This window comes from Paenibacillus urinalis, from assembly GCF_028747985.1.
Lineage (GTDB): Bacteria > Bacillota > Bacilli > Paenibacillales > Paenibacillaceae > Paenibacillus > Paenibacillus urinalis.
In genome coordinates, this window is the sequence record NZ_CP118108.1 from 3,894,165 (window position 1) to 3,916,554 (window position 22,390).

The 22,390-nt window shown below is 46.3% G+C and carries 21 protein-coding genes and 1 other annotated feature; of the genes, 5 read left to right on the plus strand and 16 right to left on the minus strand.

The window, feature by feature from the left end; all coding sequences use genetic code 11:
- Nucleotides 1–119 precede the first annotated feature (119 nt).
- Nucleotides 120–1,865: an Rqc2 family fibronectin-binding protein gene (locus tag PUW25_RS18005; protein WP_205052612.1), complete on the plus strand. Its 1,746-nt coding sequence runs from the start codon at nucleotides 120–122 to the stop codon at nucleotides 1,863–1,865.
- Between the two features lie 161 nt (nucleotides 1,866–2,026).
- Here the strand turns inward: PUW25_RS18005 and PUW25_RS18010 are convergent, their stop codons facing one another.
- The 9 genes from PUW25_RS18010 to PUW25_RS18050 form a co-directional block, all read right to left on the minus strand.
- Complete coding sequence (locus PUW25_RS18010) at nucleotides 2,027–2,875, minus strand: PHP domain-containing protein (protein ID WP_047911228.1); 849 nt, start codon at nucleotides 2,873–2,875, stop codon at nucleotides 2,027–2,029.
- Between the two features lie 48 nt (nucleotides 2,876–2,923).
- Nucleotides 2,924–3,838 carry a selenium metabolism-associated LysR family transcriptional regulator gene (locus PUW25_RS18015; protein WP_047910947.1) on the minus strand — a complete coding sequence of 305 codons (915 nt, stop codon included), beginning with the start codon at nucleotides 3,836–3,838 and terminating at the stop codon, nucleotides 2,924–2,926.
- A gap of 142 nt (nucleotides 3,839–3,980) precedes the next feature.
- A complete protein-coding gene (locus tag PUW25_RS18020; RefSeq protein ID WP_047910946.1) occupies nucleotides 3,981–4,418 on the minus strand; it encodes a hypothetical protein in 438 nt (145 codons plus the stop codon).
- Nucleotides 4,419–4,677: 259 nt separating this feature from the next.
- Nucleotides 4,678–4,944, minus strand: coding sequence for a YlbG family protein (locus PUW25_RS18025; protein WP_274337351.1), 267 nt, complete (start codon nucleotides 4,942–4,944; stop codon nucleotides 4,678–4,680).
- An 87-nt stretch (nucleotides 4,945–5,031) separates the two neighbouring features.
- Complete coding sequence (locus PUW25_RS18030; RefSeq protein WP_047910944.1) at nucleotides 5,032–5,472, minus strand: YlbF/YmcA family competence regulator; 441 nt, start codon at nucleotides 5,470–5,472, stop codon at nucleotides 5,032–5,034.
- Nucleotides 5,473–5,592: 120 nt separating this feature from the next.
- Complete coding sequence (locus PUW25_RS18035; RefSeq protein ID WP_274337352.1) at nucleotides 5,593–7,485, minus strand: helicase-associated domain-containing protein; 1,893 nt, start codon at nucleotides 7,483–7,485, stop codon at nucleotides 5,593–5,595.
- A gap of 1 nt (nucleotide 7,486) precedes the next feature.
- On the minus strand, nucleotides 7,487–9,172 hold the full coding sequence (locus tag PUW25_RS18040) for a DNA repair helicase XPB (protein ID WP_047910942.1): 1,686 nt from the start codon (nucleotides 9,170–9,172) through the stop codon (nucleotides 7,487–7,489).
- 89 nt (nucleotides 9,173–9,261) lie between these two features.
- Nucleotides 9,262–9,696, minus strand: coding sequence for a CBS domain-containing protein (locus PUW25_RS18045; RefSeq protein WP_047910941.1), 435 nt, complete (start codon nucleotides 9,694–9,696; stop codon nucleotides 9,262–9,264).
- Between the two features lie 99 nt (nucleotides 9,697–9,795).
- Nucleotides 9,796–10,986 (minus strand): M20 metallopeptidase family protein, encoded by a 1,191-nt coding sequence (locus tag PUW25_RS18050; RefSeq protein ID WP_047910940.1) that lies wholly within the window; start codon nucleotides 10,984–10,986, stop codon nucleotides 9,796–9,798.
- Between the two features lie 164 nt (nucleotides 10,987–11,150).
- Here PUW25_RS18050 and PUW25_RS18055 point away from each other — a divergent pair, with 164 nt between their 5' ends.
- Nucleotides 11,151–11,498 (plus strand): YugN family protein, encoded by a 348-nt coding sequence (locus PUW25_RS18055; RefSeq protein WP_047910939.1) that lies wholly within the window; start codon nucleotides 11,151–11,153, stop codon nucleotides 11,496–11,498.
- A gap of 13 nt (nucleotides 11,499–11,511) precedes the next feature.
- The gene (ftsW, locus tag PUW25_RS18060) at nucleotides 11,512–12,783 is read left to right on the plus strand and encodes a putative lipid II flippase FtsW (protein WP_047911227.1); all 1,272 of its coding nucleotides are present in this window, start codon (nucleotides 11,512–11,514) and stop codon (nucleotides 12,781–12,783) included.
- 118 nt (nucleotides 12,784–12,901) lie between these two features.
- Here ftsW and PUW25_RS18065 read toward each other — a convergent pair whose 3' ends face one another.
- A complete protein-coding gene (locus PUW25_RS18065; protein ID WP_047910938.1) occupies nucleotides 12,902–13,264 on the minus strand; it encodes an Asp23/Gls24 family envelope stress response protein in 363 nt (120 codons plus the stop codon).
- 163 nt (nucleotides 13,265–13,427) lie between these two features.
- On the opposite strand from PUW25_RS18065, the gene cax reads away from it, so the two are divergent.
- A complete protein-coding gene (cax, locus tag PUW25_RS18070) occupies nucleotides 13,428–14,489 on the plus strand; it encodes a calcium/proton exchanger (RefSeq protein WP_047911226.1) in 1,062 nt (353 codons plus the stop codon).
- Between the two features lie 79 nt (nucleotides 14,490–14,568).
- On the opposite strand, the gene PUW25_RS18075 is transcribed toward cax, so the two are convergent.
- From PUW25_RS18075 to PUW25_RS18095, 5 genes are all read right to left on the minus strand, one after another.
- Nucleotides 14,569–14,865, minus strand: a complete 297-nt coding sequence (locus PUW25_RS18075; protein WP_047910937.1) for an Fpa/YlaN family protein — start codon at nucleotides 14,863–14,865, stop codon at nucleotides 14,569–14,571.
- 141 nt (nucleotides 14,866–15,006) lie between these two features.
- Nucleotides 15,007–15,252, minus strand: a complete 246-nt coding sequence (locus tag PUW25_RS18080) for an HPr family phosphocarrier protein (protein WP_047910936.1) — start codon at nucleotides 15,250–15,252, stop codon at nucleotides 15,007–15,009.
- Between the two features lie 100 nt (nucleotides 15,253–15,352).
- Nucleotides 15,353–16,468, minus strand: a complete 1,116-nt coding sequence (locus tag PUW25_RS18085) for an aminopeptidase (RefSeq protein WP_047910935.1) — start codon at nucleotides 16,466–16,468, stop codon at nucleotides 15,353–15,355.
- A gap of 123 nt (nucleotides 16,469–16,591) precedes the next feature.
- Nucleotides 16,592–17,347, minus strand: coding sequence for a hypothetical protein (locus PUW25_RS18090; RefSeq protein ID WP_047910934.1), 756 nt, complete (start codon nucleotides 17,345–17,347; stop codon nucleotides 16,592–16,594).
- A 197-nt stretch (nucleotides 17,348–17,544) separates the two neighbouring features.
- Nucleotides 17,545–19,575: a sensor domain-containing diguanylate cyclase gene (locus PUW25_RS18095; RefSeq protein WP_052511810.1), complete on the minus strand. Its 2,031-nt coding sequence runs from the start codon at nucleotides 19,573–19,575 to the stop codon at nucleotides 17,545–17,547.
- A 459-nt stretch (nucleotides 19,576–20,034) separates the two neighbouring features.
- Between PUW25_RS18095 and rpsD the strand changes: the two genes are divergently transcribed.
- Complete coding sequence (gene rpsD, locus PUW25_RS18100; RefSeq protein WP_047910933.1) at nucleotides 20,035–20,634, plus strand: 30S ribosomal protein S4; 600 nt, start codon at nucleotides 20,035–20,037, stop codon at nucleotides 20,632–20,634.
- Between the two features lie 153 nt (nucleotides 20,635–20,787).
- Here rpsD and tyrS read toward each other — a convergent pair whose 3' ends face one another.
- Nucleotides 20,788–22,038, minus strand: a complete 1,251-nt coding sequence (gene tyrS / locus PUW25_RS18105) for a tyrosine--tRNA ligase (protein WP_047910932.1) — start codon at nucleotides 22,036–22,038, stop codon at nucleotides 20,788–20,790.
- Nucleotides 22,039–22,108: 70 nt separating this feature from the next.
- Nucleotides 22,109–22,385 (minus strand) — a binding site (T-box leader).
- Nucleotides 22,386–22,390: the final 5 nt, after the last annotated feature.

The window sequence follows — 22,390 nt, forward strand, 5'->3', positions numbered from 1 at the left end:
TGAATTATCACATCTAAAGAGCTCTTAAGTTTTTGTCAAAACTATGGCATGATAGTAAGAAGTGAATCTAGCCGTACTCGGCTACGAATCAAAGCTTAAGATGGGAGAACACTAAAATTATGGCACTAGACGGAATCGTCGTCCGCGCTATTGTAGACGAGCTGCAAGCCTGTGTTGGCGGACGCATCAATAAAATACATCAACCTAATACGCATGATATCGTGATCAGCCTTCGAGCAGGCCGGGAGAATGCCAAGCTGCTGCTGTCAGCAAGCCCTACCTATCCGCGGGTTCATTTTACAGAGCAAACCTTCATTAATCCGACGGAAGCACCCATGTTCTGTATGCTGCTGCGCAAGCACTGTGAGAGCGGGATTATTGAGAAGATCAGTCAGGTCGGTATGGAAAGAATTATTCACATCGACGTAAGGCAGCGAGACGAGCTGGGGGATGTATCTGTAAAACGGATCATTATCGAGCTGATGGGACGACACAGCAATATTATTTTGCTGGATCCTTCAACAGGTACCATGATGGATGGTATTCATCACGTCACTCCGGCGATTAGCAGCTATCGGGTGATCATGCCCGGATTTTCTTATACCGAGCCGCCTCAGCAGAACAAGCATCATCCATTAATGGCCGACTCATCCGTATTTGAAGCCTATACAGCCTATGAAGGGACAGCTGCTAAGTGGCTCGTCGATACCTTCAGCGGTATAAGTCCGCTAATTGCTGAGGAAATCGTATATCGAGCCCAGCTTAGCGGAGAGCCGAAGTCTGAGGCAATGCCGAGGTTGATCCAGGCCTTCAATGAGGTGATGAGCCTTGTATCTTCGGATGAGTTCAGTCCTGTGATCGGTCAAAATCCGAAGGGGAAAATGGTGTTCTCAGCCATTCCTCTTACACATCTGAGCGAAGAGCTCACCCCATTCTCTTCCATCAGCAAATGCATGGAGGCGTATTACGGCGAGAAGGCTGAACGGGACGCAGTCAAACAGAAAGTAAGCGACCTGCTCCGCTTTTTGCAGAACGAGCGCAACAAAAATGTGAAGAAGCTGGACCACTTGCAGAAGGATCTTGCCGAAGCTGATGATGCAGATCAATATCGAATCTACGGAGAGCTTCTATTCGCATCGCTGTATGCGATCCAGAAGGGGGACAAGGAAGCTGTGCTTCCCAACTTCTATGATGAGGAGCAGAAGGAAGTAAGAATTCCGCTGGATCCGCTTCTTACACCATCGGACAACGCACAGCGCTACTTCAAGAAGTACAACAAATACAAGAACAGCCTGCAGATCATCGAGGATCAGCTGAAGAAGACTCGTGAAGAGATTGATTATATGGACAATCTGCTGCAGCAGCTGTCCATCGCCTCCATGAGCGATATTGAGGAAATTCGCGAGGAACTAGTGTCTCAGGGATACTTACGGGATCGCAGCAAAAAAGGCTCGAAGAAAAAGAAGAAAAATAATTTGCCGACCCTGCATGTGTTCACATCATCCGAAGGCATTGAAATCTGTGTGGGCAAAAACAATCTGCAAAACGAATATTTAACTAACCGTCTTGCAAGCTCAGGAGATACCTGGCTGCATACGAAGGATATTCCCGGCTCGCATGTTGTGATCCGGTCGAGTTCTTTTGGTGAGGAGACGCTTGAAGAAGCTGCGCAGCTGGCTGCCTATTACAGCCAAGCCAAGGAATCAAGCAGTGTCCCTGTAGACTACACCCTGGTCAGACATGTGAAGAAACCGAACGGCGCAAAGCCCGGTTTTGTTATTTATGACAACCAAAAGACGTTATTTGTTACCCCTGATGAGGAGCGTATCAAACAGCTCCCAAGTACGATCAAGAACGGATCCTGACCTAGAGCAGATCATGTGAAGAACTAATGATAGACAAAACACCTTCAGAAAATGCAGCCAATTCACAGGATGGCGGCACTTTTGAAGGTGTTTTTTAGATTAGGGATGGCTCAGACTGCTGCAGGTATTTTTGGTGCTTCCGTTTCATCTTACGCTGCAGTTTACTTTCCGTTTAACTGTTCCAGAACTTCTGCATCCACGGTCACACTGCCCAAATCTCCGTGAAAGACGACACCCTGTCTCTCCCCGTGAAAGTCTGATCCACCTGTCATGACAAGACTATATTTTTCAGCCATAGCTCTGTACCGTGCTTCTTCCGCCGGGCCATGATCGGAATGGTAGACCTCAATACCCTCGGGCTTGCCCTGCTCAATCATTCCCTTCACCAGCTCGTCGTCCCCATACAGACCTGGATGCGCCAGAACGGGCTTACCGCCGGCCTCTCTAATCCATTCCATCGCTTCAGCAGGTGATACACGAGGAACACTAACGAACCCCGGCTTCCCTTCAGCCAGATAGAGATCAAATGCTTCGCGCATGTTCTTAACATAACCTTTATGAACAAGTGCATCGGCAATGTGCGGACGTCCAATCGTCTCATCCTTGTCCAAAGGTCTGTTCATGACACGGATCACGTCATCCATCGTCACCGACAGCCCAAGCTCCTGCAGCTTCTCCAGAATACGCGTATTCCGCCCTTCCCGAGTACGTCTGAGAGATTCGAGCCGCTCTAGAAATTTAGCGTTGTGTATATCAACAAAATATCCAAGCACATGGATATCCTTACCTCCGGCCCGGGTGCTGATCTCGACACCTGGAACGACCTGGATGCCATATTGTTCCCCCGCCTTCACGGCTTCCTCCACACCCGAGACGGTGTCATGATCTGTAATCGCCACAGCCACAAGACCTCTAGCTGATGCAAGCCGGACATTGTCTGCAGGTGACTGCATACCGTCTGAAGCCAGCGTATGCGTATGCAAATCACAGCGGTTTATTCCGTTTTCCATAGACATAATTAGAGCACACCTTTCGTTATTCCACTTGTCAGAGCCATTTTAATCGAAGCTCTCGTCTAAAGACTGTGCCTGCTTCTTCAAGTAATTCAAGAAGGTCACCGCCGAAATAGGCAGCATCGATGATTTAGAATACACCTCATAAAATTCTCGTTTGAACTCAATATCCTTCAGCTCCAGTACCTTGAGAAGACCGAGTGTGACTTCATGCTTCACTGAGGAAGGAGATATTATTGTTATACCCACACCTGCCTCGACGGCGGATTTAATAGCTCCTGTGCTGCCCAGCTCCATCACTGTGTTCAGCTTTGCCGGGTCCACCCCATGCTCACGAATAGCATCCTCCATGACCTGCCTTGTTCCTGATCCCTTCTCACGCACAATAAATGGATACTCAAGCAGATCATGCAGCCCAATCTCTTCTTTATAGGTCAGCGGATGATTCCCTGGGACGATCAGCTTCAGCTCATCCCGCATGGCAGGCTGAACGATTAAATCCGGATGCGAGAGCGGCGCCTCAATCATTCCAAAATTCAGCTGATGCTTCATAATTCCTTCAATAATTTGAGTCGTGTTCATCACATTCATGACAATCGATATATCAGGATGCTTCTTGCCGAAGGGTCCAAGCAGACGGGGCAGGACATATTCACCAATGGTCAGGCTGGCGCCAATCAGCAGTCTCCCCTGAAGCTTGTCCGTAAAGGAGGACATCGCTTCGTCCGTTTCACGAAACAGCTCCATGCTGCGCAGGGCATAAGGGAGCAATGCTTCTCCAGCCTCCGATAACTCGATCCTCTTCGTAGAGCGATGTATCAGCTTCGTTCCGAAGTAATCCTCCAGTGATTGAATCTGCATCGTGACTGCCGGTTGTGTCATATGTAAAGCCTGAGCTGCTGCAGAGAAGCTCCCTTTGTCCGCAACGGTATAAAAAATGTGTAGCTGGTGAAAGTTCATCTTGGTCTACTCCCCCTTAAACTTTACTTATTGTAACCGATCCACAAAAAAAAGTGTGCATATATGCACACTTTTCGAACAAAGCGATTATTCCAAGGGAAGCTCTTCTCAAACAAAGCTACAAAGCTAGCTAGGCTCAGTGTTACTTTCTCTTACGGCTGTTCTTCACCAGCGTCATTCGTCTAGAATGCCGCAGCCAGGAATAGTAAGTCTTCAAATCACGCAGTTCAATCGTCTCTGACATCCGTCCAAGGAAAGTGACAATGATCATTTTGTGAAGCGGATTCCCTGTAATATCATATTCACCAGGCAACTCAGAGAATTCAGCAACCACGACCAGATCACCATCAATGAGATAAACATCTTGCTCATTCCGATAGTAGGGTGAAATCCTGTTCTGCTTGAGGCACTCCCAGAGCCATGCTGCAATGTTCTCAATATCGTTATTATCCTGTCTTACTCGGTCCGCATATCTTAGCTTAGCATGGTTCGTAATGACAACATCAGCTACTCTCTTATCACCTAGAGCCACATAAAAAGGTTCGTAAGTGCTCCAGCGCTGCATCAACTTGTCTCGCATGGGATATCACTCTCCACAAGATAGGTCTTTCTATCTACATATTTAACCAATATATTACAACATAAGTCCCGATAGCTCAAGGTAAAATTGCTTCCTGTGATAAGAAATTTGAGTTGTTAGTATGTTAATCAAAAAAATCATCCGACGGCAGCCCTATCTGATCGATGGAGGGATTCAAATTTATGAAAATAAAGAGCGGCCTATTGGGCCGCTCCGCCGGATTGTATATGAAATTCCTTCCCGATGTATTTACACCAGGTCAAATCCCGCCGTAAAAGCTGGTTTTGTCCGTAATGTCCTTACTGTACTCCGTTTTAATCTCATTTCGGTATGAACGTTCAATCTTGCGAACATAGGATAGTCTTTTGACATTCTTCATTGTATCCTCTGCGCGCTCTGCGTTCACATACATTACGACGTAATGCATTCTTCTTGAGATATAATGTACTGTGCCATATTTTTCTAGATTGCGAGCAGCTTTTAGATCACTGACCCATATGATATATCCTGTTCGCTGTGCAAACATACGAAATTCACCTCTTCTTCAGATTTTGCTATATCTGTCTATTGCAAAATCCTCCTTGTACCGGCATCGGCGTTCATGAAGAACAAATCAGCCGCCGCAACCGCAGCTTCCGCCCCCGCCGCAGCCGCCTTTTGGTGAAGGATCGTTGCTAGGAACTTTAATGGAACTAGAAACAGAGAAAGCGATCGTCTCAGACATCTGATGCAGCATATCGTCTAACTGTGCCTCAGCTTCCTTAAAACGTCTAACTTCTTCATAAGTTTCAAGCTGATCCTCTACAGCCTTAACTTCGTCTTTGGCACTATGATAATTGGGGTGGAAATGCCCAAAGCGCTCCGTTTCCGCGAATAGCTCCTTCTTGTCCGAAAGACGTCGGACCCATTCTTGAATCTCTGGATTCTGCTGAACCCGCTCTTTCCAATATAAATAATCTGTTACTAACGTAGATTGGTTAATCATATCGCCTAGTTCATAGGCGTATGACAGCACTTGGGCCATATCAACCGTATTTAGCTCAGATACGCTCATGAAAATTCATCCCGATCTATATCAAAGTTCCAATTCTTTTCGGAAAAGGACTATATCTATCATAACATATCAGCCTATACATAAGAAGAGTTTTTGTCTCCATCTTGCTGGCTAATTAACTTATTTTGGTAAAATAAGGGACATCTTTGTCCATTCTGAAGGTACAAGTGTACTCTTCTCGGATACGTACGCCGCTCTATCCGGCGCAAAATAGCCGTTCACTGACCAAGGCTCGCCTCTGCCAATCGACTCCGGGATAAATTCTCTTCGTATTCCTGCACATTCGATGCCGAGCCGAATCCGCCAGGAAATAGCCTGCTGAACCATTTGTTTAGCTGTTGAAGGATGATATTCCCGCCATTCCTCATACCAGGACTTCGGTATCGATTTGAAATCAGGCAGCAGACTGGAAATGTCGGGTGTATCTTCTACCTTTTCGTAATAGTGCAGATTGTTTCCGGTATATACGAAGCCTTGTCTGCCTGTTTCTGCACAGAACCTCACAGGGAGCTCCGCCTGCTCCTTCGTCAGCGGATAGACCCGGGTATCAGGACTAAGACCTTTAATGCCCTTTGCAGGAGAGAGGCCCATCGCAGTCAGGTGTTTCTGTATTTCATTTAGCTTGTCCTTGTTTACAATAAAATGGTTCGGGCCAATGCGCTCCATATCTGAGCGCCATATCGAATAAGAAGGATGAGCCTCAATCGCATCCGCATCCTTCAGATTGGCGCATCTTAGCAGAATAACCGCTTCAAAAGTCGTCTTCCCGAGCTCAGCTCCCCATTGCTTCAGTGTTAACCGGACTTGATCGGGTACACCGGTCTCGCTGTATTGATCAAGCCACTCCATGACCGTATCCGGCTCAAGTCCATGCTCAGCCGCAAGATGAAGCCTTTCCTTGGTCAATTTGTATATCGTCATTCGATCCCTAGCCTTAAGCTCTGCACAGCCCTCCAATATCCATGTTAGACGTTTGGAAGCGCTCTGCGGCACCATGACTTCAAAGTCGGGCTGGACAAAGATCCCCGATCGATCCTCATCTCGATCCTCGGCCCGATCCGCATCTTCATCAACAGGCTCCTCAAATCGAAAATAATAAGCTCCGTCCGTAGAGGAACCTAATTCTCCATAGCCAAAGGCAGCCAGCAGACGTGCCCAGCCTGTGGCAGCATCAGCAAGCTCAGTGGATGTTATCTGTGTTGCAAATCCATTATCCACTAAGCATGTGCAGAGCATATCCAGATTGAGCCATGACCGTCCGGCATCTCTTCTTCCACAGCAGGTCAGCAGACTACGAAAGTGCTGAGCTCCCGGGCTCGATGATCCATACCTCTCTACCGCAATCTGATAAATGTTCTGCCTCATCTGTTCATTTGACAGGTCCAGCCAACTGTTCAATACATCCTCAACAATCGTGATCAGACTTTCCTCTTTGCGAACCAGACCCAGGCTGAACAGCAGATCCATGATCACTGCGATATGCACCGGATAAACATCAGGATGAGCGTAAGATAGAGCAAGCCCTTCGAAATCGGAAGACTGGAGAACGGTCATTTCCCCCAGCCTGCCCAATGTCTTCTTATGTATCGTCCCTTTGGCAGTCAGAGGCATGCCATGAATCGCAATATAAGACAGGATATGAAGGACTTCCCCTGTAATATCCGATTTCGCTTCAAGCAGGACATGCTCCGCCTTGGAATCATGATTACCTGACAGTGACAACTTAGGCAGTAAGTTTAGTTCTGTCAGCCATACTAAATGCGCAGAAGGAATATAATAGATTTGTTCTCCCCACGTTTTCTTTACCGTCTTCAACAGTTGAAGACCTCTTAACCGAAGAACCGCAAGATCCAGCTCGAGTCCGCTTAGCTGACCCGACAGCTCCGCCCGAAGCGAGTCCAGCTGCAGCGGCGAGCTGCCGAACAGCCGAAAGGCTGTCAAATACAGCAGCCTCTCCTGCTGATTTAATTGCTCTACACTTTTCTCGAATGCCATTCGTTCTGGGTTCGCCATTTTATAGGGTGGCCTCCTTCTCAGCCGCTACATGATATTCATACCCCTGCTCAATAAGAAACATTTGTCTCTTTAACGCAAAATCCTGTTCTCTTGAATCCTTGGATACCAAGGTATAGAAATAAGCTTTATTGGCCCCTTCCTTGGGACGCAAAATTCTCCCAAGACGCTGTGCTTCTTCCTGTCGTGACCCATAGCTTCCCGATACCTCAATCGCAAGCGCAGCATCAGGTAGATCGACGGCAAAGTTAGCGACCTTCGAGACAATCAGCGTAGTAATCTTTTTCTTGCGAAAATCGGCAAACAGGCGGTTTCTTTCCTGCTGAGAGGTTGCACCTGTTATAATCGGCACCTGTAATTCTTCAGCAAGCAGCTTCAGCTGGCCTACGTATTGGCCAATAATGAGTGCCGGCAGATCCGGATGACTGTCAAGCAATCGCTTCACTACTGGGAGCTTAGCAGGATTCTCAGAGGCCAGTCTAAATTTCTGCCTTGGTTCGGCATACAAGTATTTTTGCTTCAGCTCCTCCTCCATAGGTACACGAATCTCTCTGCAGTCCACCTCAGCAATCCAGCCTTGCAGCTCCAGCTCTTTCCAGGGCATGTCATAACGTTTGGGGCCGATAAGTGAAAATACATCCTGCTCACAGCCGTCCTCACGGACCAAAGTGGCAGTGAGACCAAGTCTTCTCGTAGCCTGGATGTCAGCTGTAGCCCGAAATACAGGGGCAGGAAGTAAATGCACCTCATCATATATGATGAGCCCCCAGCTGCGCTCTCCGAACAATTTCATATGTGTAAATTCATCCTTTTGGTTTTTACGATGAGTCATAATTTGATAGGTTGCCACAGTAACGGGCCTTACTTCCTTCGTCTGCCCGGAGTATTCGCCTACAGAGGCTTCCGGAATTGTCGTCTTCTCATTAATCTCCCTGATCCACTGTCTAACAGAGGTCGTGTTGGAGGTCAGAATGAGCACCTCACATTGCAGTCGTTCCATCACAGCGATTCCGATAATCGTCTTGCCCGCGCCACAAGGGAGTACGAGTACTCCACTTCCTCCAAGTCCGTCTGATCCTTCAAAGGCGTTTGCCGCTTCCATCTGATAGTCCCGAAGTTGAAATTCCTGGGTCCCCTTGCCCTGCTCTATTGATTTCCACGAGAAGGCAAGTGGACTTCCATGCTTATACCCCGCCTGGTCCATAACAGGATATCCGATACGAATGAGCTGCTGTTTAATTAGCCCGCGATCCTTCGCAGGTATTAGAAGCTTCGTATCGGTTAATCGCTCAAAAGAATACGAGGATAGCGCCTTATGTGACTGAATTTGGTCAATCCATTTGGCCTCTTCGCTTACAAGTATGCATTCTCCAGTCTCATCATCCGATTGAAGCTTTAACTTCCCATACTTTTCTACAATTCCGCGAACATCCTGAATCAGTGACGCAGGAACATTCCACCTGGACACCATCACAAGGCTCTCAATAATATCGTCAGCACTGTACCCCATAGCTGCAGCACTCCACAGGGTGAGTGGGGTCATTTTATATGTATGAAAAGCAGGAGGACTCTTCACCAGTTCCGCATAGGGTGCAATTTGTTCTCTAGCGGTCTCATAGCTTGGATGGCCTGTTTCAAGTAATATCGTAAAATCCCGCTGCACAATACAAGCTTTGTCTGTGTTCATATCTCTTCTCCTTCCAAAGAAAGAAAAGTCCAATTTCGCATGGGCGAAAATGAACTTTTCTGGTACATTTCATGCAAGTGGATGCTGGATCAATGTAAATGCTCCGAAATTTGCGTCAATGCCTCCCCGGCATTATCAGCAAGCAGATGAGTGACCGCCAAATCACCCAAAGAGACGATCCCTATCAGCTGATCCCCTTCGATGACGGGAACTCTGCGAATCTGGTATTTAGCCATCAGCTCAGCTGCTTCATCTGCTGTGGTATCCTTCGTCACGGTATGAACCTTCTTCGTCATGACCTCTTCAACACCGGTTGACCCGGAATGCTTGCCCGCATACCCTCGGAGCACAAGATCGCGGTCTGTTACGACACCAACCAGCTTAGAGCTGCTCTCCGTTTCTACGATCGGAATAAAGCCTGTATCTTGATCCTTCATCCTCACGGCTACATCATAAATATGTTTATCTGCCGAAACCGTCGCTACTCCGGTAGACATCACTTCTGACACCAATTTCTTCGTCATCCGAAGACCTCCTAATCATGAAATTTAAGCCTTTCATTTCATCATTAGGTTAACCCGATTAGGCTAAAGGTATTATGAAATTGATTCACTTATTAAACATTATGCATGCACAGTTGATGTAATATACTCTTCAGCATAGCTTTTTGTCATTTGTATGAATAATAGCATGGCATCGAGCATGGCCTGCTCGTCAAAATCAAACTTGGGATGGTGATGCGGATAGATCGCTCCGGTATTATCATTGCCCGCACCTACAAACATGAAGCAGCCCGGAATCTCCTGCAAATAATAAGCAAAATCCTCAGCCGGCATCAGTTTTGGCGTTACACGCACTCGATCTGCACCAAATGCCTTCGTTGCTGTATCAAAAAAACGGGCCGCTTCCTTGTCATCATTAACGACAGGCGGGTATCCCATCACATAATTGATGTTATAGGCGGCTCCATATGCAGAAGCTACCTGCCCTGTAAGCTGATGAACACGTTCCTTCATTACATAACGTGTCTCCTCATCAAAAGTACGAACCGTACCGCTGATTGTAAAGTTCTCTGCAATTACATTCTGTGCAGAGCCGCCTTTAATTGTCCCTATTGTTAATACTGCAGGCTGAAGCGGATCTACGGATCGACTGACAACACTTTGCATCTGGAGCACAAGTGAAGCCCCGGCTACAATGCTGTCAATACTGGTATGGGGCATTCCGCCATGCCCGCCTTTACCTGTTAATTCTATATAAAAGTCGTCCGCCGCGGCCATCATTGCTCCAGGAGTGCTGGCATATTGGCCGAGTGGAATTGGTGTCCATAAATGAATACCGTAAATCACATCGACATCCGTTAAGGCTCCGTCCGCTATCACTTTTGCCGCTCCTCCAGGAAGAAGCTCCTCGGCAGGCTGGAACAAAAACCGCACTTCGCCAATAAAATCCTCTCTGTGCTCGCTCATATATCCTGCAGTAGCCAGCAGGGTTGCCATATGTCCATCATGACCGCAAGCATGCATTGCTCCGTCTACTTGGGACTTATAAGAAGTCTCTTTCTCATCCTGAATAGGGAGTGCATCCATATCTGCACGAAGCATAATGACAGGCCCTGGTTCATTCGTGTGCAGAATGCCGATTACACCGTGTCCACCCACATTTTTCACAACCTTAAGACCAAAGGATTCAAGCTGCTCGGCAATAAATCTTGACGTATTCACTTCATGAAAGGAAAGCTCTGGATTCTGGTGAAGATAACGTCTCCACACAATCATTTGGTCAAGCCACTCGTCTAAACTGCGCTCTCTCATAAAACGCTCTCCACCCCTTCTAATGTTTTCCTATCATTGTAACAGAAATTATGCTTAAACGATATGAAATGGCAGGTTATGGAAAGCTTGCACATGCTGAGGAAACATACTATCATGATATTTGTGAACACAAAGGAGCATTGTATAAGGAGGGTTCATCTTCTATGATATTTGAGAACACGGGCTTGGACGGTCTCAAAAGCGATCTTGCGTACTTAGATGAAAGCGCGGAAAAGGCTGGCTTTGTTCGTTGGCAATGGGAATACTACCGTGCTACATACGACTACAAAATTGAAGATAGCAAATCAAAAAATGAATATTTCTTACGTATTAACACGCGTGTAATCGAGGGCAAGCTGGAGAAACCAGACACCATTTTATCTGTAGAAGCTGTATATATCGGAAGGGCAACTTTTCCTCACGGACTGGAATACGAAAGTGAAATTCCTACGCCTGTGATGAACGTTGCTAACGAGAAGATTAAGCAGCTCAAGGAACTGCTTGAAGCGTAATCAGGAACAGCCTATGAAGACCAAAGAAACAAGGCCAGTGCGAAGAGGTATGCCTGACTTTCAGTTACTCATCCTCACCTTGTTATTAGTAGGCTTTGGATTGATCATGGTTTACAGCTCGAGCGCAAGCATAGCCCTCGTCTCAGAAGATTACAACAATGATGCTCTTTATTTCACCAAGCGACAAGTGGTCTTTGCGATCCTCGGAGTTATTGGCATGTTTGTTGCCATGAACATTCCTTTTGCAAAGTACAAGCAATTATATATACCATTGTTTCTGCTAACTATCATATTACTGTTAGCTGTGTTAGTTGTAGGTGTGGAAATTAACAATGCGAAGAGTTGGTTCTCTCTGGGCCCAATGAATCTTCAGCCTTCTGAAATCGCCAAGATTTCTCTCATTTTGTATCTCTCGGCGCTGATCACCAAGAAGGGGGAGCGGTTCCGCGATCTGCGAACCGGTTATATTCCGGTCATGATTATTGTCGGCTTTGTCGCCGGACTGATCATGCTGCAGCCTGACTTTGGTACAACCTTCATTCTAGTCGCTACCTGCGGCCTTATTATCTATGCAGGCGGCGCAAGTATGAAGCATATTATGGGTTCAATAGGACTCCTAGTTGTCGGAGCAGGCATTGTCATCGGGGCAAAATATCTTATCGACTTAATGACAGGCAGTACATCCGGCAATTCCGGCAGTTATCAGCTCGCCCGGTTTACATCATTCCTGAACCCGTTCTCTGATCCTACGAATTCATCCTACAACCTGCTTCACTCCTTGACTGCAATTGGACAAGGCGGGCTGACGGGGACTGGCATTGGTCAAGGCGTGATTAAGCTGCACTATTTACCGAATGCCTTTAATGACTTTATATTTGCCGTTATCGGAGAGGAATTAGGTCTGATCGGAACGATATTGTTCCTTGGGGTTTATGTCTACTTTATCTGGCGCGGCTTTATTATTGCACTTCGCTGCAAAGACTCCTTCGGGACTCTAGTCGGCGTCGGTATTATGGGGCTAATCGCCATCCAGGCCTTCATTAATATCGGCGGGGTAACACAGACTATCCCTGTAACTGGAGTTACCCTTCCATTCATCAGTTATGGAGGTACGTCGCTGCTGATTACGATGGCCAGCATTGGTATTATGCTTAGTATCTCCCGAGAGAATAATCTTGATCAGCCGCAGGAAAGGGTCAAGTCCGTTCGCACCATAACAGAGGAGCAGCGCACCTCGCCTGCTCTCGTTAATCGCAAAGCTCAGAAGAGAACAACATCGAAATAAGTGTTGTAATAACGACAAGAGGACAGTTTGGTCACATTGACCAAACTGTCCTCTTCTGTCATTATCCGATTCCATTGCAGAAGATCAGAAAGCTGCCATTTTCATTACTGTAACAGACTTACTGCTCATCTCCCTTGAATGACACGCCTTCGACTTTCACATTCACTTCAACTACCCGCAGCCCTGTCATACTCTCTACGGCTACACGTACGTTCTGCTGAAGCATCCGGGACACCTCGTGAATTGGTGTTTCATACAGGACGATAATTCTTAGATCAATTGCCGCCTCTGTGGATCCAACCTCCACGGTTACACCCTTCTGTACATTCTTACCGCTGAGGCGCTTGGCCCAGCCTTCGGACAACCCTCCGGACATTGCTGCAATTCCCGGAGTTTCGAGTGCCGCAAGACCAGCAATTTTAGCTACAACATCATTAGAGATACGTATGTTGCCTGTTTCGATTTCGAGCTGTTCTGCCATGCCGAATCCTCCTTTGGCTTCATTACCCATATTTTAAAGCCTTTCACCCCTAAAAAGCAAATCTATATATCTAATCACTTACATAGCAAAGCCTGCTCATATTTTAGTTGAATGAGGGGATATTATAACAAGTATGTTTCTGTTCTATCAGGGGGCGATCTTTATGAACAAATTGACTTCAGTCTTGCTCATCCTTACCTTCTGTTTAAGCGCTGCAGCACATTATCTGCACCTTGATCCGCTTATACAGTTTATCCTATCTTCGATTGCCGTCATCTTCGTAGCTGCTTTTTTAGGAAAAGCAACCGAAAGCGTGGCGCACTATGCAGGGGAGCGGCTCGGCGGATTTCTCAATGCAACATTCGGAAATGCTGCAGAGCTCATCATTGCGATTTTCCTCGTTCGGGAAGGTCTGTATGATATGGTAAAAGCAAGCTTGACCGGCTCTATCATCGGGAATCTTCTGCTTGTGCTTGGACTCAGCATATTCCTCGGGGGTTTGAAATACAAAACACAGAACTTTAATGAATCGCTCGCCGGGATGAACGGCTCTCTCATGACCGTTGCCGTTATCGCCTTGTTCGTCCCAGCCGTCTTTCTTAACACCCATACGATTACAGAAAATCAGACGAAAACCTTAAGCTTGCTCGTGGCCGGCATCCTGATTGTATCCTATCTAGCCTGGATTCTGTTCTCCATGGTCACTCACAAGGACCTTCTGACGGATTACTCGGACGGGGCTGAGCCCGATCATGGTGAAAAGCCCAAATGGTCCAAGACACGTTCGATTATCTATCTTGTTGCTGCTACCGTAATGGTTGCCTTTGTCAGTGAATGGCTTGTCGGAACGCTGGAGTCGCTTACGACTCAATTCGGTTTCAGTGAAGTATTCGTAGGAGCCTTTCTTGTCGCCATTATCGGAAATGCCGCCGAGCATAGTGCTGCTGTCCTGCTTGCCATGAAGAACAAAATAGGCGCAGCTGTAGAAATTGCCGTTGGCAGCAGCCTGCAGATCGCCTTGTTCGTTGCTCCCATTCTCGTATTTGTGAGCTTCTTCTCCGGTAATACAATGGATATCGTTTTCACCACTATTGAACTTGCTGCCATTGCAGTTGCCGTGTTCATATCCAAATCCATCACGCAGGACGGTTCCACGAACTGGTATGAGGGACTGCTTCTCATGGCGGTATATTGTATTCTCGGCGTCTCCTTTTTTCTTATCTGACCGCTGACCGCTATAGTCTAAAAAACACACGAAAAAAGCATGCATCTCTCCATGCATGCTTCTATAAATGACCTTGCGCTTACTCCAGATTCCCTTTATTATTCAGCGCTTCATAGAGAACGGCTAAATTACGTTCAAGGTTATTCACCAGCTGCTTGCCTGTTTCCGCTGGAAGAAGTCCTGCACGAACAGCAAAATCAACTTCTTTGGAGAATCCAAATACTTGAGTATCTAATACTTCCTCATAGAGAGGGCAGTAACGTGTTGCTAGGTTCTCCATCTGTACTTGAATAAGCTTTTTTATTTTATCTGCATCTTCTTCAAGAAGACTCATCGCTTTAGAATTCAGTTGTTCTTGCAGATTTGATGAAGTCATGCACTCTTCCCCCCTATGTCCAGAATCTTGTACGACAATATATCATTAATATTAGACGAAAACCACGCTCAAGACAAGAACCTGCTAAAAAAAGCACCTTTACCATCAAGGTAAAGGTGCTTTCAATTGCTGCATAAGCTGTTATTCGGCTGCTATTACCACCGTCAAACCATGCTTAGCAAAGACTTCAGAGATTTCACGTTTCGCTTCATCGGCATCCGGTCCATGAACATGAAGTTCATAAGTCTTATTGCCCACTAGCGTAGTAAACAATCCAAGAATGCTTTTTACATCAATGTACTTGCTGTCTGAGTGAAGTACGATAGAAGAAGTGAACTTACTCGCAGTTTGAGCAATTTCTACAACCGCTGCATTGTTACTCGACATAGGAATCCCTCCGTCTAATATCAGATCTCTAATGTAATATAACCAGCTTTATGATACATTGAATCCGCTTTCTTAGCAACTGATTTTTCCATTACATCCATTAAACGAGATTTTCCGGATTTAATCCTTCCAGTTCTGGAATCACAAACAATCCGTCCTTGCGGATAAGAACATCATCAAAGTAGATTTCCCCGCCGCCATACTCAGGACGCTGAATCAGAACAAGGTCCCAATGGATGGATGAGGTGTTTCCGTTGTCTGTAACATCATATGCCTGACCTGGTGTAAAATGAAGACTTCCTGCAATTTTTTCATCAAACAAAATATCTTTCATTGGATGCAGGATATGCGGATTAAAGCCGATTGCAAATTCCCCAATATAACGTGCTCCTTCATCCGAATCTAGGATTTCATTCAGACGCTTCGTATCATTGCTCGTTGCTTCCACAATCTTCCCATTCTCAAATCGGAATTTGATGTTCTCAAAAGTAATGCCGTTATACAGAGTCGGTGTATTGTAGCTGATCGTTCCATTTACAGAATCACGCACAGGCGCGCTGTAAACTTCACCGTCAGGGATGTTTTTCTCTCCTGCACATTTCTCTGCACCAATGGACTTGATTGAGAAAGTGAGGTCTGTTCCCGGACCCGTAATTCGAACCTTGTCGGTCTTGCGCATAAGATCTGCCAGCGGATCTTGAGCTTTATCCATTTTGGCATAATCCAGGTTGCATACATCAAAATAAAAGTCTTCAAAAGCTTCTGTGCTCGTGTTGGCCAGCTGAGCCATACTTGCATTCGGATAGCGCAGGACAACCCACTTGGTGCGTTTAACGCGCTCTTCACTATGTACGGGATGCGAATAGAGAGAGTTATACATTTTCATCTTGTCTTCAGGTACGTCAGACAGGTCATTCGCGTTCTCGCCAGCTCGGATACCTATGTAACCATCCATCAGCTCCATACGCTTCAAATCGATCTCTGCCCAGGTCTTTAACATCTCTTCAGTAGCATTCTTGAGCATCGCCCGTTGTACGGTCTTATCTGTAAGCTGAACGAAAGCATTTCCGCCTGCTTTACCGACCTCTTCGATAATCGCGTTAATGAGATCTCGCTCAGAACCGATCATTTCAACTAGTACGTTTTCGCCTGGCTGTACATTCACTGAATAGTTCACCAAATTTTGCGCCAGCTTTTGAATTCTAGGATCTTTCATTGTATTGCTCCTCCTTCAAGTTGGTTCTTGTCTATTGTAGCACCCCTTTGTGTTTTGGGGTATCTGTTTGAGGGAACTAGACCCCCTTCAGCCAACCTGGTTTTCAGGATGGGTATCCATTGCTCAGTGATACTTACTAAAATAAATGTCTGTAATAAGCATTTCTTTCTCTTCCTTATTATTGTTATCGGTGACTTCATTCTCCGAAGAGAGTCGGATCGGTAAGCTTGATTTCTTATTCACGGTAAGATGATAAACGGATTTGACAGTTGTATTCTTCAATCTTTGGTTCAGTCCATCATTCTCTTCTTTCCAAATTTTCTCCAGCTCTTTCATGCACTGCTGGCGTTTGCTGCTGTCTACCTGGTTTGCTAGCTCTGGCAGCTCATCATGCAGCATCTGCATTTCTTTCTTCAGTTGATCGGCTACCCATTTGCTAGCTTCATCTTCAGCAAGCTCAATTCGAATCATCTGCGTTCCGCGAGGAGTTCCTGATTCATTGCTGAATGTCTTCCCTTTCATATAACCGATCTTCTCCAGCTGTTCGACCGGGTTCAATCGGGTCAAGCCGCCATACGAGCTGTCTTCCGTACGATCCGACATCCTCCACATGCCGGCCTTGCGCTCCATATTAACAGGATGAGAGTCGGTCTCTGCGTTGCTGCTGCTCGTCTCCAAACGGTCCTTGTATTCCTGATTTGTTACGACCAGCTTGTTATGGTTAGATAAAGTCCCCTTATATTCAAATTGCTGATTAAACTCGCCCTGAGTTGAAGTTCTAATTCCTGCATGGCCCTCAAAGGTCATTTCTTCCTTCCCGGCAAGACCAGAAAGAGCCCGATGAAATGTCTCCTCCGCATCAAGGGAATTGTTGAACATCCCGCATCCACTTATGCTAAATAGCGATAAAGTCAATATCAATATTAGAAAAGTGCGTAATCTTAATCCTCGCATGTAAGTCACTGCCCTTCAGGCTATAGTATCGTCGGTGGTTAGGTTTCCCGATGCACTTCGCCAATATCCAATACAGGCAAATAAAAAACATCCGCCGTTATACTGCTTCGAGCGAATGTTCTTTATCGGTCAATCATTTTATGTTCTACTACGATTCGATTTCGGCCACCATTCTTGGCTGCATAGAGCGCCATGTCCGCACGATAAAAGAGGGATTCCAGGCTTACCTGGTCATCAAGCCAGCACCATTCCCCGATGCCTATCGATACTGTGATGGAAGGAGTCGTCGATTCAGGAACCCGCTGCCGGATCGTTTCAGCGATCATTCTGGCCTGCTCACTGCTTACCTGAGGCAAATAGATCGCGATCTCTTCGCCTCCCCATCGCGCACACAGATCATTTGGTCCAGCCGACTCGCGAATAATATTCCCTACCTGCTTGAGAACGGCATCTCCCACCTGATGGCCGTAGCTGTCGTTCACTTGTTTGAATTGATCAATATCAATGATAAGAAGGGAGCCGCAAAAATCTGTGCTCTGTCGTTCCTCAATCATTCGGTCTACATAGTGTCTGACGTATAGTCCGGTGAGTGCATCGACAGTCGCAAGCCGCTTCACTTCAGCGTGCAGCGTTGCGTTCGTAACAGCCAGCCCGATATGGACGGCTAGCATATCCAGAAATCGAAAGTTGTTATAAGAGAAATATTGCTTCTTCTGATGTGCTACGAGCACGGTGCCTTCTACCTGTCCGCTGATCCTCAAAGGAACCGCCATCATTGACATGGAGCCTGTTGTCTCCATGAAGAAGGAGCTTGGACCATTATAGCTCTCATAATTAAACAATATAAAAGGCTCGCCGCTCTTGTAAACTTGCCCGCTGATTCCTGATAAAGAAAACGTCTCGTTCCGAAGTGCAGGGACATTGGAGAACATTACATGAAATCGCTGATCCTCCGGGTCCAGCTTGAGTATACAGCAGGATTGGGCCTTGAATATCCGAATCAGCTGCTGAACTGCATACTCATATATATCCGTGAGCTGCAAACTCCGGTTCAGACGTTTGGTCAGCTCGTCAATCATCCGCAGCTCTTGAATGAGCGTGCCGGATTGCTCATGCAGCTTGGCGTTCTCATAAGCAGTGCCCGCCGTGTCCGCCATCATGGTAATCAGCTTCAGATCTACATCTTCAATCCATTCCTGATTGCCTTCGATATGAAATACACCATATGTCCCTTGTTTACCTCTGAATGGAATGCCAATCTCATATTGATGCCGAGTGGAAGGCTGGGTAATAATCCGTTCTTCAGTAAAGGCACGAACACATACGGAGCTATTGTCTCCATGCAGATACAAGGGCTTAACTCTCGGGTCATCCATGCCGCCGTCCTGGGACATATATAGCGTAAGATGGACCGCGGGAAAAAGAAAAGCAACACTGTCGAACACCTCTTCAAGCACTGCGCTCACATCCATCTTCTCCTGCATCCGCTGCACAATTTGAAGAAGGATGGATCTGCGCCGGTTTTCATTATCAGACAGCTTGTGGATATGAAGCATATCGGCTAGAAATAAATGTTCAAACCGCCGGTAAAAGCAAGTTTGATAGTGATACTTGGAGGATAAGAGCAAGTCTGCAAATCCCTCTGTCACCCTATTCTTCTTGACGGCAATACATAAGATCCCTAACTGTTTCTGCTCGCTGCGGGAATACAGAGGGAGCAGAAACAGACTGTAATCTTCAGCAAATGTTTCTTCTGACAAGCTAAGCTCGATGACCACTTCCATAGGCTCCGACTGCCCCATTCGCTCGGACAAGAAATGTTGAATCTTCTGCTGAGCCGCTTTCTTTACAGAAGAAGACCCTTCACCTTGGACAGCAAGACATGTACCACTTCCGTTCCATATCGAAAAAATGGCTTCATTAAAGGAAGGGATTGTAAGCAGTTGAATTCGCCATTCCTCAAAAGCATCCTTAAGGATCCGTTCGATGTGATCCGTATCAAATACGTTGACGTCCAAAAATTCCAGCCAGTGTTGTTCTAGACGGTGATCATTGAAGTCCTCATTAGAGTTGCGGTTATATTTCTCCGGTTCAGGTCCCTCCAGCAAGAGATCTTCCATCTTATAAGCGGATTTATGAAGGTGTTTTGTCATAAAAGCGGCACTCCTTTGCACCTTTCAGTTCAAACCAAGAATAGCTAACCAGCATTTTATTAATGTACACGAATGTTTAAAATTAAGATACAAATCTATTTTACCCTCTTTCGTCGCAATTTGCACGGAGTTTAAGAGAAAATTGTCCTATCTTTTTAGGTCATAAGTCCTATCGACAATTTTAGACAAAATATGGATTCTCCTTTTTCTTAGCTTCATAACCACATCTTCTTGACTTCACTAGTACATTTAATATAATATATATTGTTGAATGAGACCGATATGGTCTTTAAATTTGGGCGTAACGTTGTGTCACCCTCACAGCTTATTGTAGCTGACCCGGACAGCGGCTGAACTCTCTGGATCAGAATGTATTGCCTTATAAGGCTTGCGATACAATGAGCGGCGCAAATAGAGCCCCATCATATGAAATTTATTATAAAAGGAGTTACTATAACAATGGCACGTTACACTGGTCCTAAATTTAAATTGAGTCGCCGTCTCGGCATTTCCCTGAGCGGAACTGGTAAAGAACTGAAACGCAACTTCCCTCCGGGTCAACATGGTCCTAACCAACGCAGAAAAATCAGCAACTACGGTATGCAGCTTCAAGAAAAGCAAAAATTGCGTCATATGTACGGCTTGGGTGAAAAGCAATTCCGTACTTTGTTTGCAAAAGCACAAAAAATGCAAGGTATTGCCGGTGAGAACTTCATGTTCCTGCTGGAAAGCCGTCTTGACAACCTCGTTTACCGTCTTGGTTTCTCCAACTCTCGTGCAGGTGCACGTCAGCTGGTAGCTCACGGTCATGTGACTGTTAACGGTAAAAAAGTAGATATCGCTTCTTATGCAGTAAGCATTGGCGATGTAATCGGTCTTCGTGAAAGAAGCCGCGGTCTTTCCTCTATTAAAGAAGCTTTGGAAAACCGTACACATCTTCCATCTTACCTTGAGTACAACGAAGCTGCTCTTGAAGGCAAGTTCATCCGTCTTCCAGAACGCGCTGAGCTTTCTCAAGATATCGATGAGAAGCAAATCGTCGAGTTCTACAACCGTTAATATTTAACTGGAGAACACATCCCTCGAAAGCTTGCTTTCGAGGGATTTTTAGTTGTTCCTTTTCCCTGTGAACATAGAAAAAGAGTGCCTGTCATGTCATTTGACTCAAGGCACTCTTTTTCTAATTCAGCTTATAACGAAGCTCTCAATACTTTACAGCTTGATTTTGGCAAACTTGCGTTTACCGACCTGTACGATATCGCCATCCTGCGGGGTGTACTCACTATTCGGATCTCCCCACTTCTCTTCATTAATTTTGACAGCGCCTTGCTGAATGCTGCGCTTAGCTTCTCCGTTAGAAGCCGCAAATCCAAGTGTCGTAAGCAGGCTGATCAGACGTATATTTCCATTCTCCAGCGATTCGGCCGGAATCACGACTTCCGCAATATCGTCCGGAAGTGCGCGCTGCTGGAATACCGTCACAAAGTGCTGCTGAGCTGCTTCAGCCGCTTCTTCTCCGTGGTACATACGAACAAAGGTGTAAGCGAGCTTCATCTTCGCGTCGCGCGGATGAACACTGCCGTCTTCAATACCTTGCTCCAGTGCCTTCAGATCCTCTGCACTTAGATCGGTAGCCAGCGTGTAGTATTTCATCATAAGCTCATCGGGAACAGACATCGATTTACCGTAAATTTCGTTTGGCTCCTCATCGATACCGATGTAGTTGCCAAGGCTCTTGCTCATCTTCTGAACCCCGTCCAGACCTTCCAGAAGCGGTAGCATGATGGTGGCCTGTGCTTCGTCTCCATTTTCCTTTTGCAATGTACGTCCCATCAATAGATTGAACTTCTGATCCGTTCCGCCAAGCTCAATATCACTCTTGAGAACGACAGAATCCGTTCCTTGCATAAGCGGGTAGAAAAATTCATGAATGCTGATTGGCTGGCCGCTCTGGAAACGTTTTGTGAAATCATCGCGCTCCATCATCCGGGCAACGGTTACCTTGGCAGCCAGATTCACGACTTCAGAGAAGTTCATCGGCGCAAGCCAATCGGAGTTGTTGTATACTTTTGTTTTGTTCGGATCCAATATTTTGAACAACTGCTTCTTGTATGTCTCTGCGTTGCGTATGACGTCTTCCTCACTCAATTGCTTCCGTGTCTCGGATTTCCCTGTCGGGTCGCCAATCCGGCCTGTGAAGTCCCCGATGATCAGCTGCACTTCATGACCGAGATCCTGGAATTGACGCAGCTTGTGCATAACTACAGTGTGGCCAATATGCAAATCAGGTGCGGATGGATCCATGCCAAGCTTCACTTGAAGCGGTACTCCGCTGACCACCGATTTCATGATCTTCTGCTTCAGATCCTCTTCTGGAACAATTTCGGATACTCCTCTTGATATCACATCCAGCTGACGGTTCACTTCCTCCTGCTGGGTCTTGCTGAGTTCTTCCCATTTCATCCTAACGTACCTCCTATAATATGTTCGATCCTGCTCGATCTATTTGGACACAAAAAAGCTCCTTCTCATCCCAAGGGACGAGAAGGAGCGCTCGCGTTACCACCCTAATTAAAGTGCCTGCTCTACAAATAAAAAGATAGGCACTTCCACTTCATTGACATAACGGGATTTCAACCCGGTACCAGACTAATCCTGCAATAGCTCATGGTAATTTCAACCTGCTATTCCTGTTCATCTGGACAGCTCCGGACGGTAATTCGACAAGCGGCACATACCGGTTCACACCACCCACCGGCTCTCTGACTATGTGTTATCCGCCTCCTACTGGAGTCCTTCACAGCTTTTTTCCGTA

Bases quoted from the DNA above. Each gene is read 5' to 3' on its own strand.
- PUW25_RS18005 (WP_205052612.1), top strand. From the start codon at position 120: ATGGCACTAGACGGAATCGTCGTCCGCGCTATTGTAGACGAGCTGCAA.
- PUW25_RS18010 (WP_047911228.1), bottom strand. From the start codon at position 2,875: ATGGAAAACGGAATAAACCGCTGTGATTTGCATACGCATACGCTGGCT.
- PUW25_RS18015 (WP_047910947.1), bottom strand. From the start codon at position 3,838: ATGAACTTTCACCAGCTACACATTTTTTATACCGTTGCGGACAAAGGG.
- PUW25_RS18020 (WP_047910946.1), bottom strand. From the start codon at position 4,418: ATGCGAGACAAGTTGATGCAGCGCTGGAGCACTTACGAACCTTTTTAT.
- PUW25_RS18025 (WP_274337351.1), bottom strand. From the start codon at position 4,944: ATGTTTGCACAGCGAACAGGATATATCATATGGGTCAGTGATCTAAAA.
- PUW25_RS18030 (WP_047910944.1), bottom strand. From the start codon at position 5,472: ATGAGCGTATCTGAGCTAAATACGGTTGATATGGCCCAAGTGCTGTCA.
- PUW25_RS18035 (WP_274337352.1), bottom strand. From the start codon at position 7,485: ATGGCGAACCCAGAACGAATGGCATTCGAGAAAAGTGTAGAGCAATTA.
- PUW25_RS18040 (WP_047910942.1), bottom strand. From the start codon at position 9,172: ATGAACACAGACAAAGCTTGTATTGTGCAGCGGGATTTTACGATATTA.
- PUW25_RS18045 (WP_047910941.1), bottom strand. From the start codon at position 9,696: ATGACGAAGAAATTGGTGTCAGAAGTGATGTCTACCGGAGTAGCGACG.
- PUW25_RS18050 (WP_047910940.1), bottom strand. From the start codon at position 10,986: ATGAGAGAGCGCAGTTTAGACGAGTGGCTTGACCAAATGATTGTGTGG.
- PUW25_RS18055 (WP_047910939.1), top strand. From the start codon at position 11,151: ATGATATTTGAGAACACGGGCTTGGACGGTCTCAAAAGCGATCTTGCG.
- ftsW (WP_047911227.1), top strand. From the start codon at position 11,512: ATGAAGACCAAAGAAACAAGGCCAGTGCGAAGAGGTATGCCTGACTTT.
- PUW25_RS18065 (WP_047910938.1), bottom strand. From the start codon at position 13,264: ATGGCAGAACAGCTCGAAATCGAAACAGGCAACATACGTATCTCTAAT.
- cax (WP_047911226.1), top strand. From the start codon at position 13,428: ATGAACAAATTGACTTCAGTCTTGCTCATCCTTACCTTCTGTTTAAGC.
- PUW25_RS18075 (WP_047910937.1), bottom strand. From the start codon at position 14,865: ATGACTTCATCAAATCTGCAAGAACAACTGAATTCTAAAGCGATGAGT.
- PUW25_RS18080 (WP_047910936.1), bottom strand. From the start codon at position 15,252: ATGTCGAGTAACAATGCAGCGGTTGTAGAAATTGCTCAAACTGCGAGT.
- PUW25_RS18085 (WP_047910935.1), bottom strand. From the start codon at position 16,468: ATGAAAGATCCTAGAATTCAAAAGCTGGCGCAAAATTTGGTGAACTAT.
- PUW25_RS18090 (WP_047910934.1), bottom strand. From the start codon at position 17,347: ATGTTCAACAATTCCCTTGATGCGGAGGAGACATTTCATCGGGCTCTT.
- PUW25_RS18095 (WP_052511810.1), bottom strand. From the start codon at position 19,575: ATGACAAAACACCTTCATAAATCCGCTTATAAGATGGAAGATCTCTTG.
- rpsD (WP_047910933.1), top strand. From the start codon at position 20,035: ATGGCACGTTACACTGGTCCTAAATTTAAATTGAGTCGCCGTCTCGGC.
- tyrS (WP_047910932.1), bottom strand. From the start codon at position 22,038: ATGAAATGGGAAGAACTCAGCAAGACCCAGCAGGAGGAAGTGAACCGT.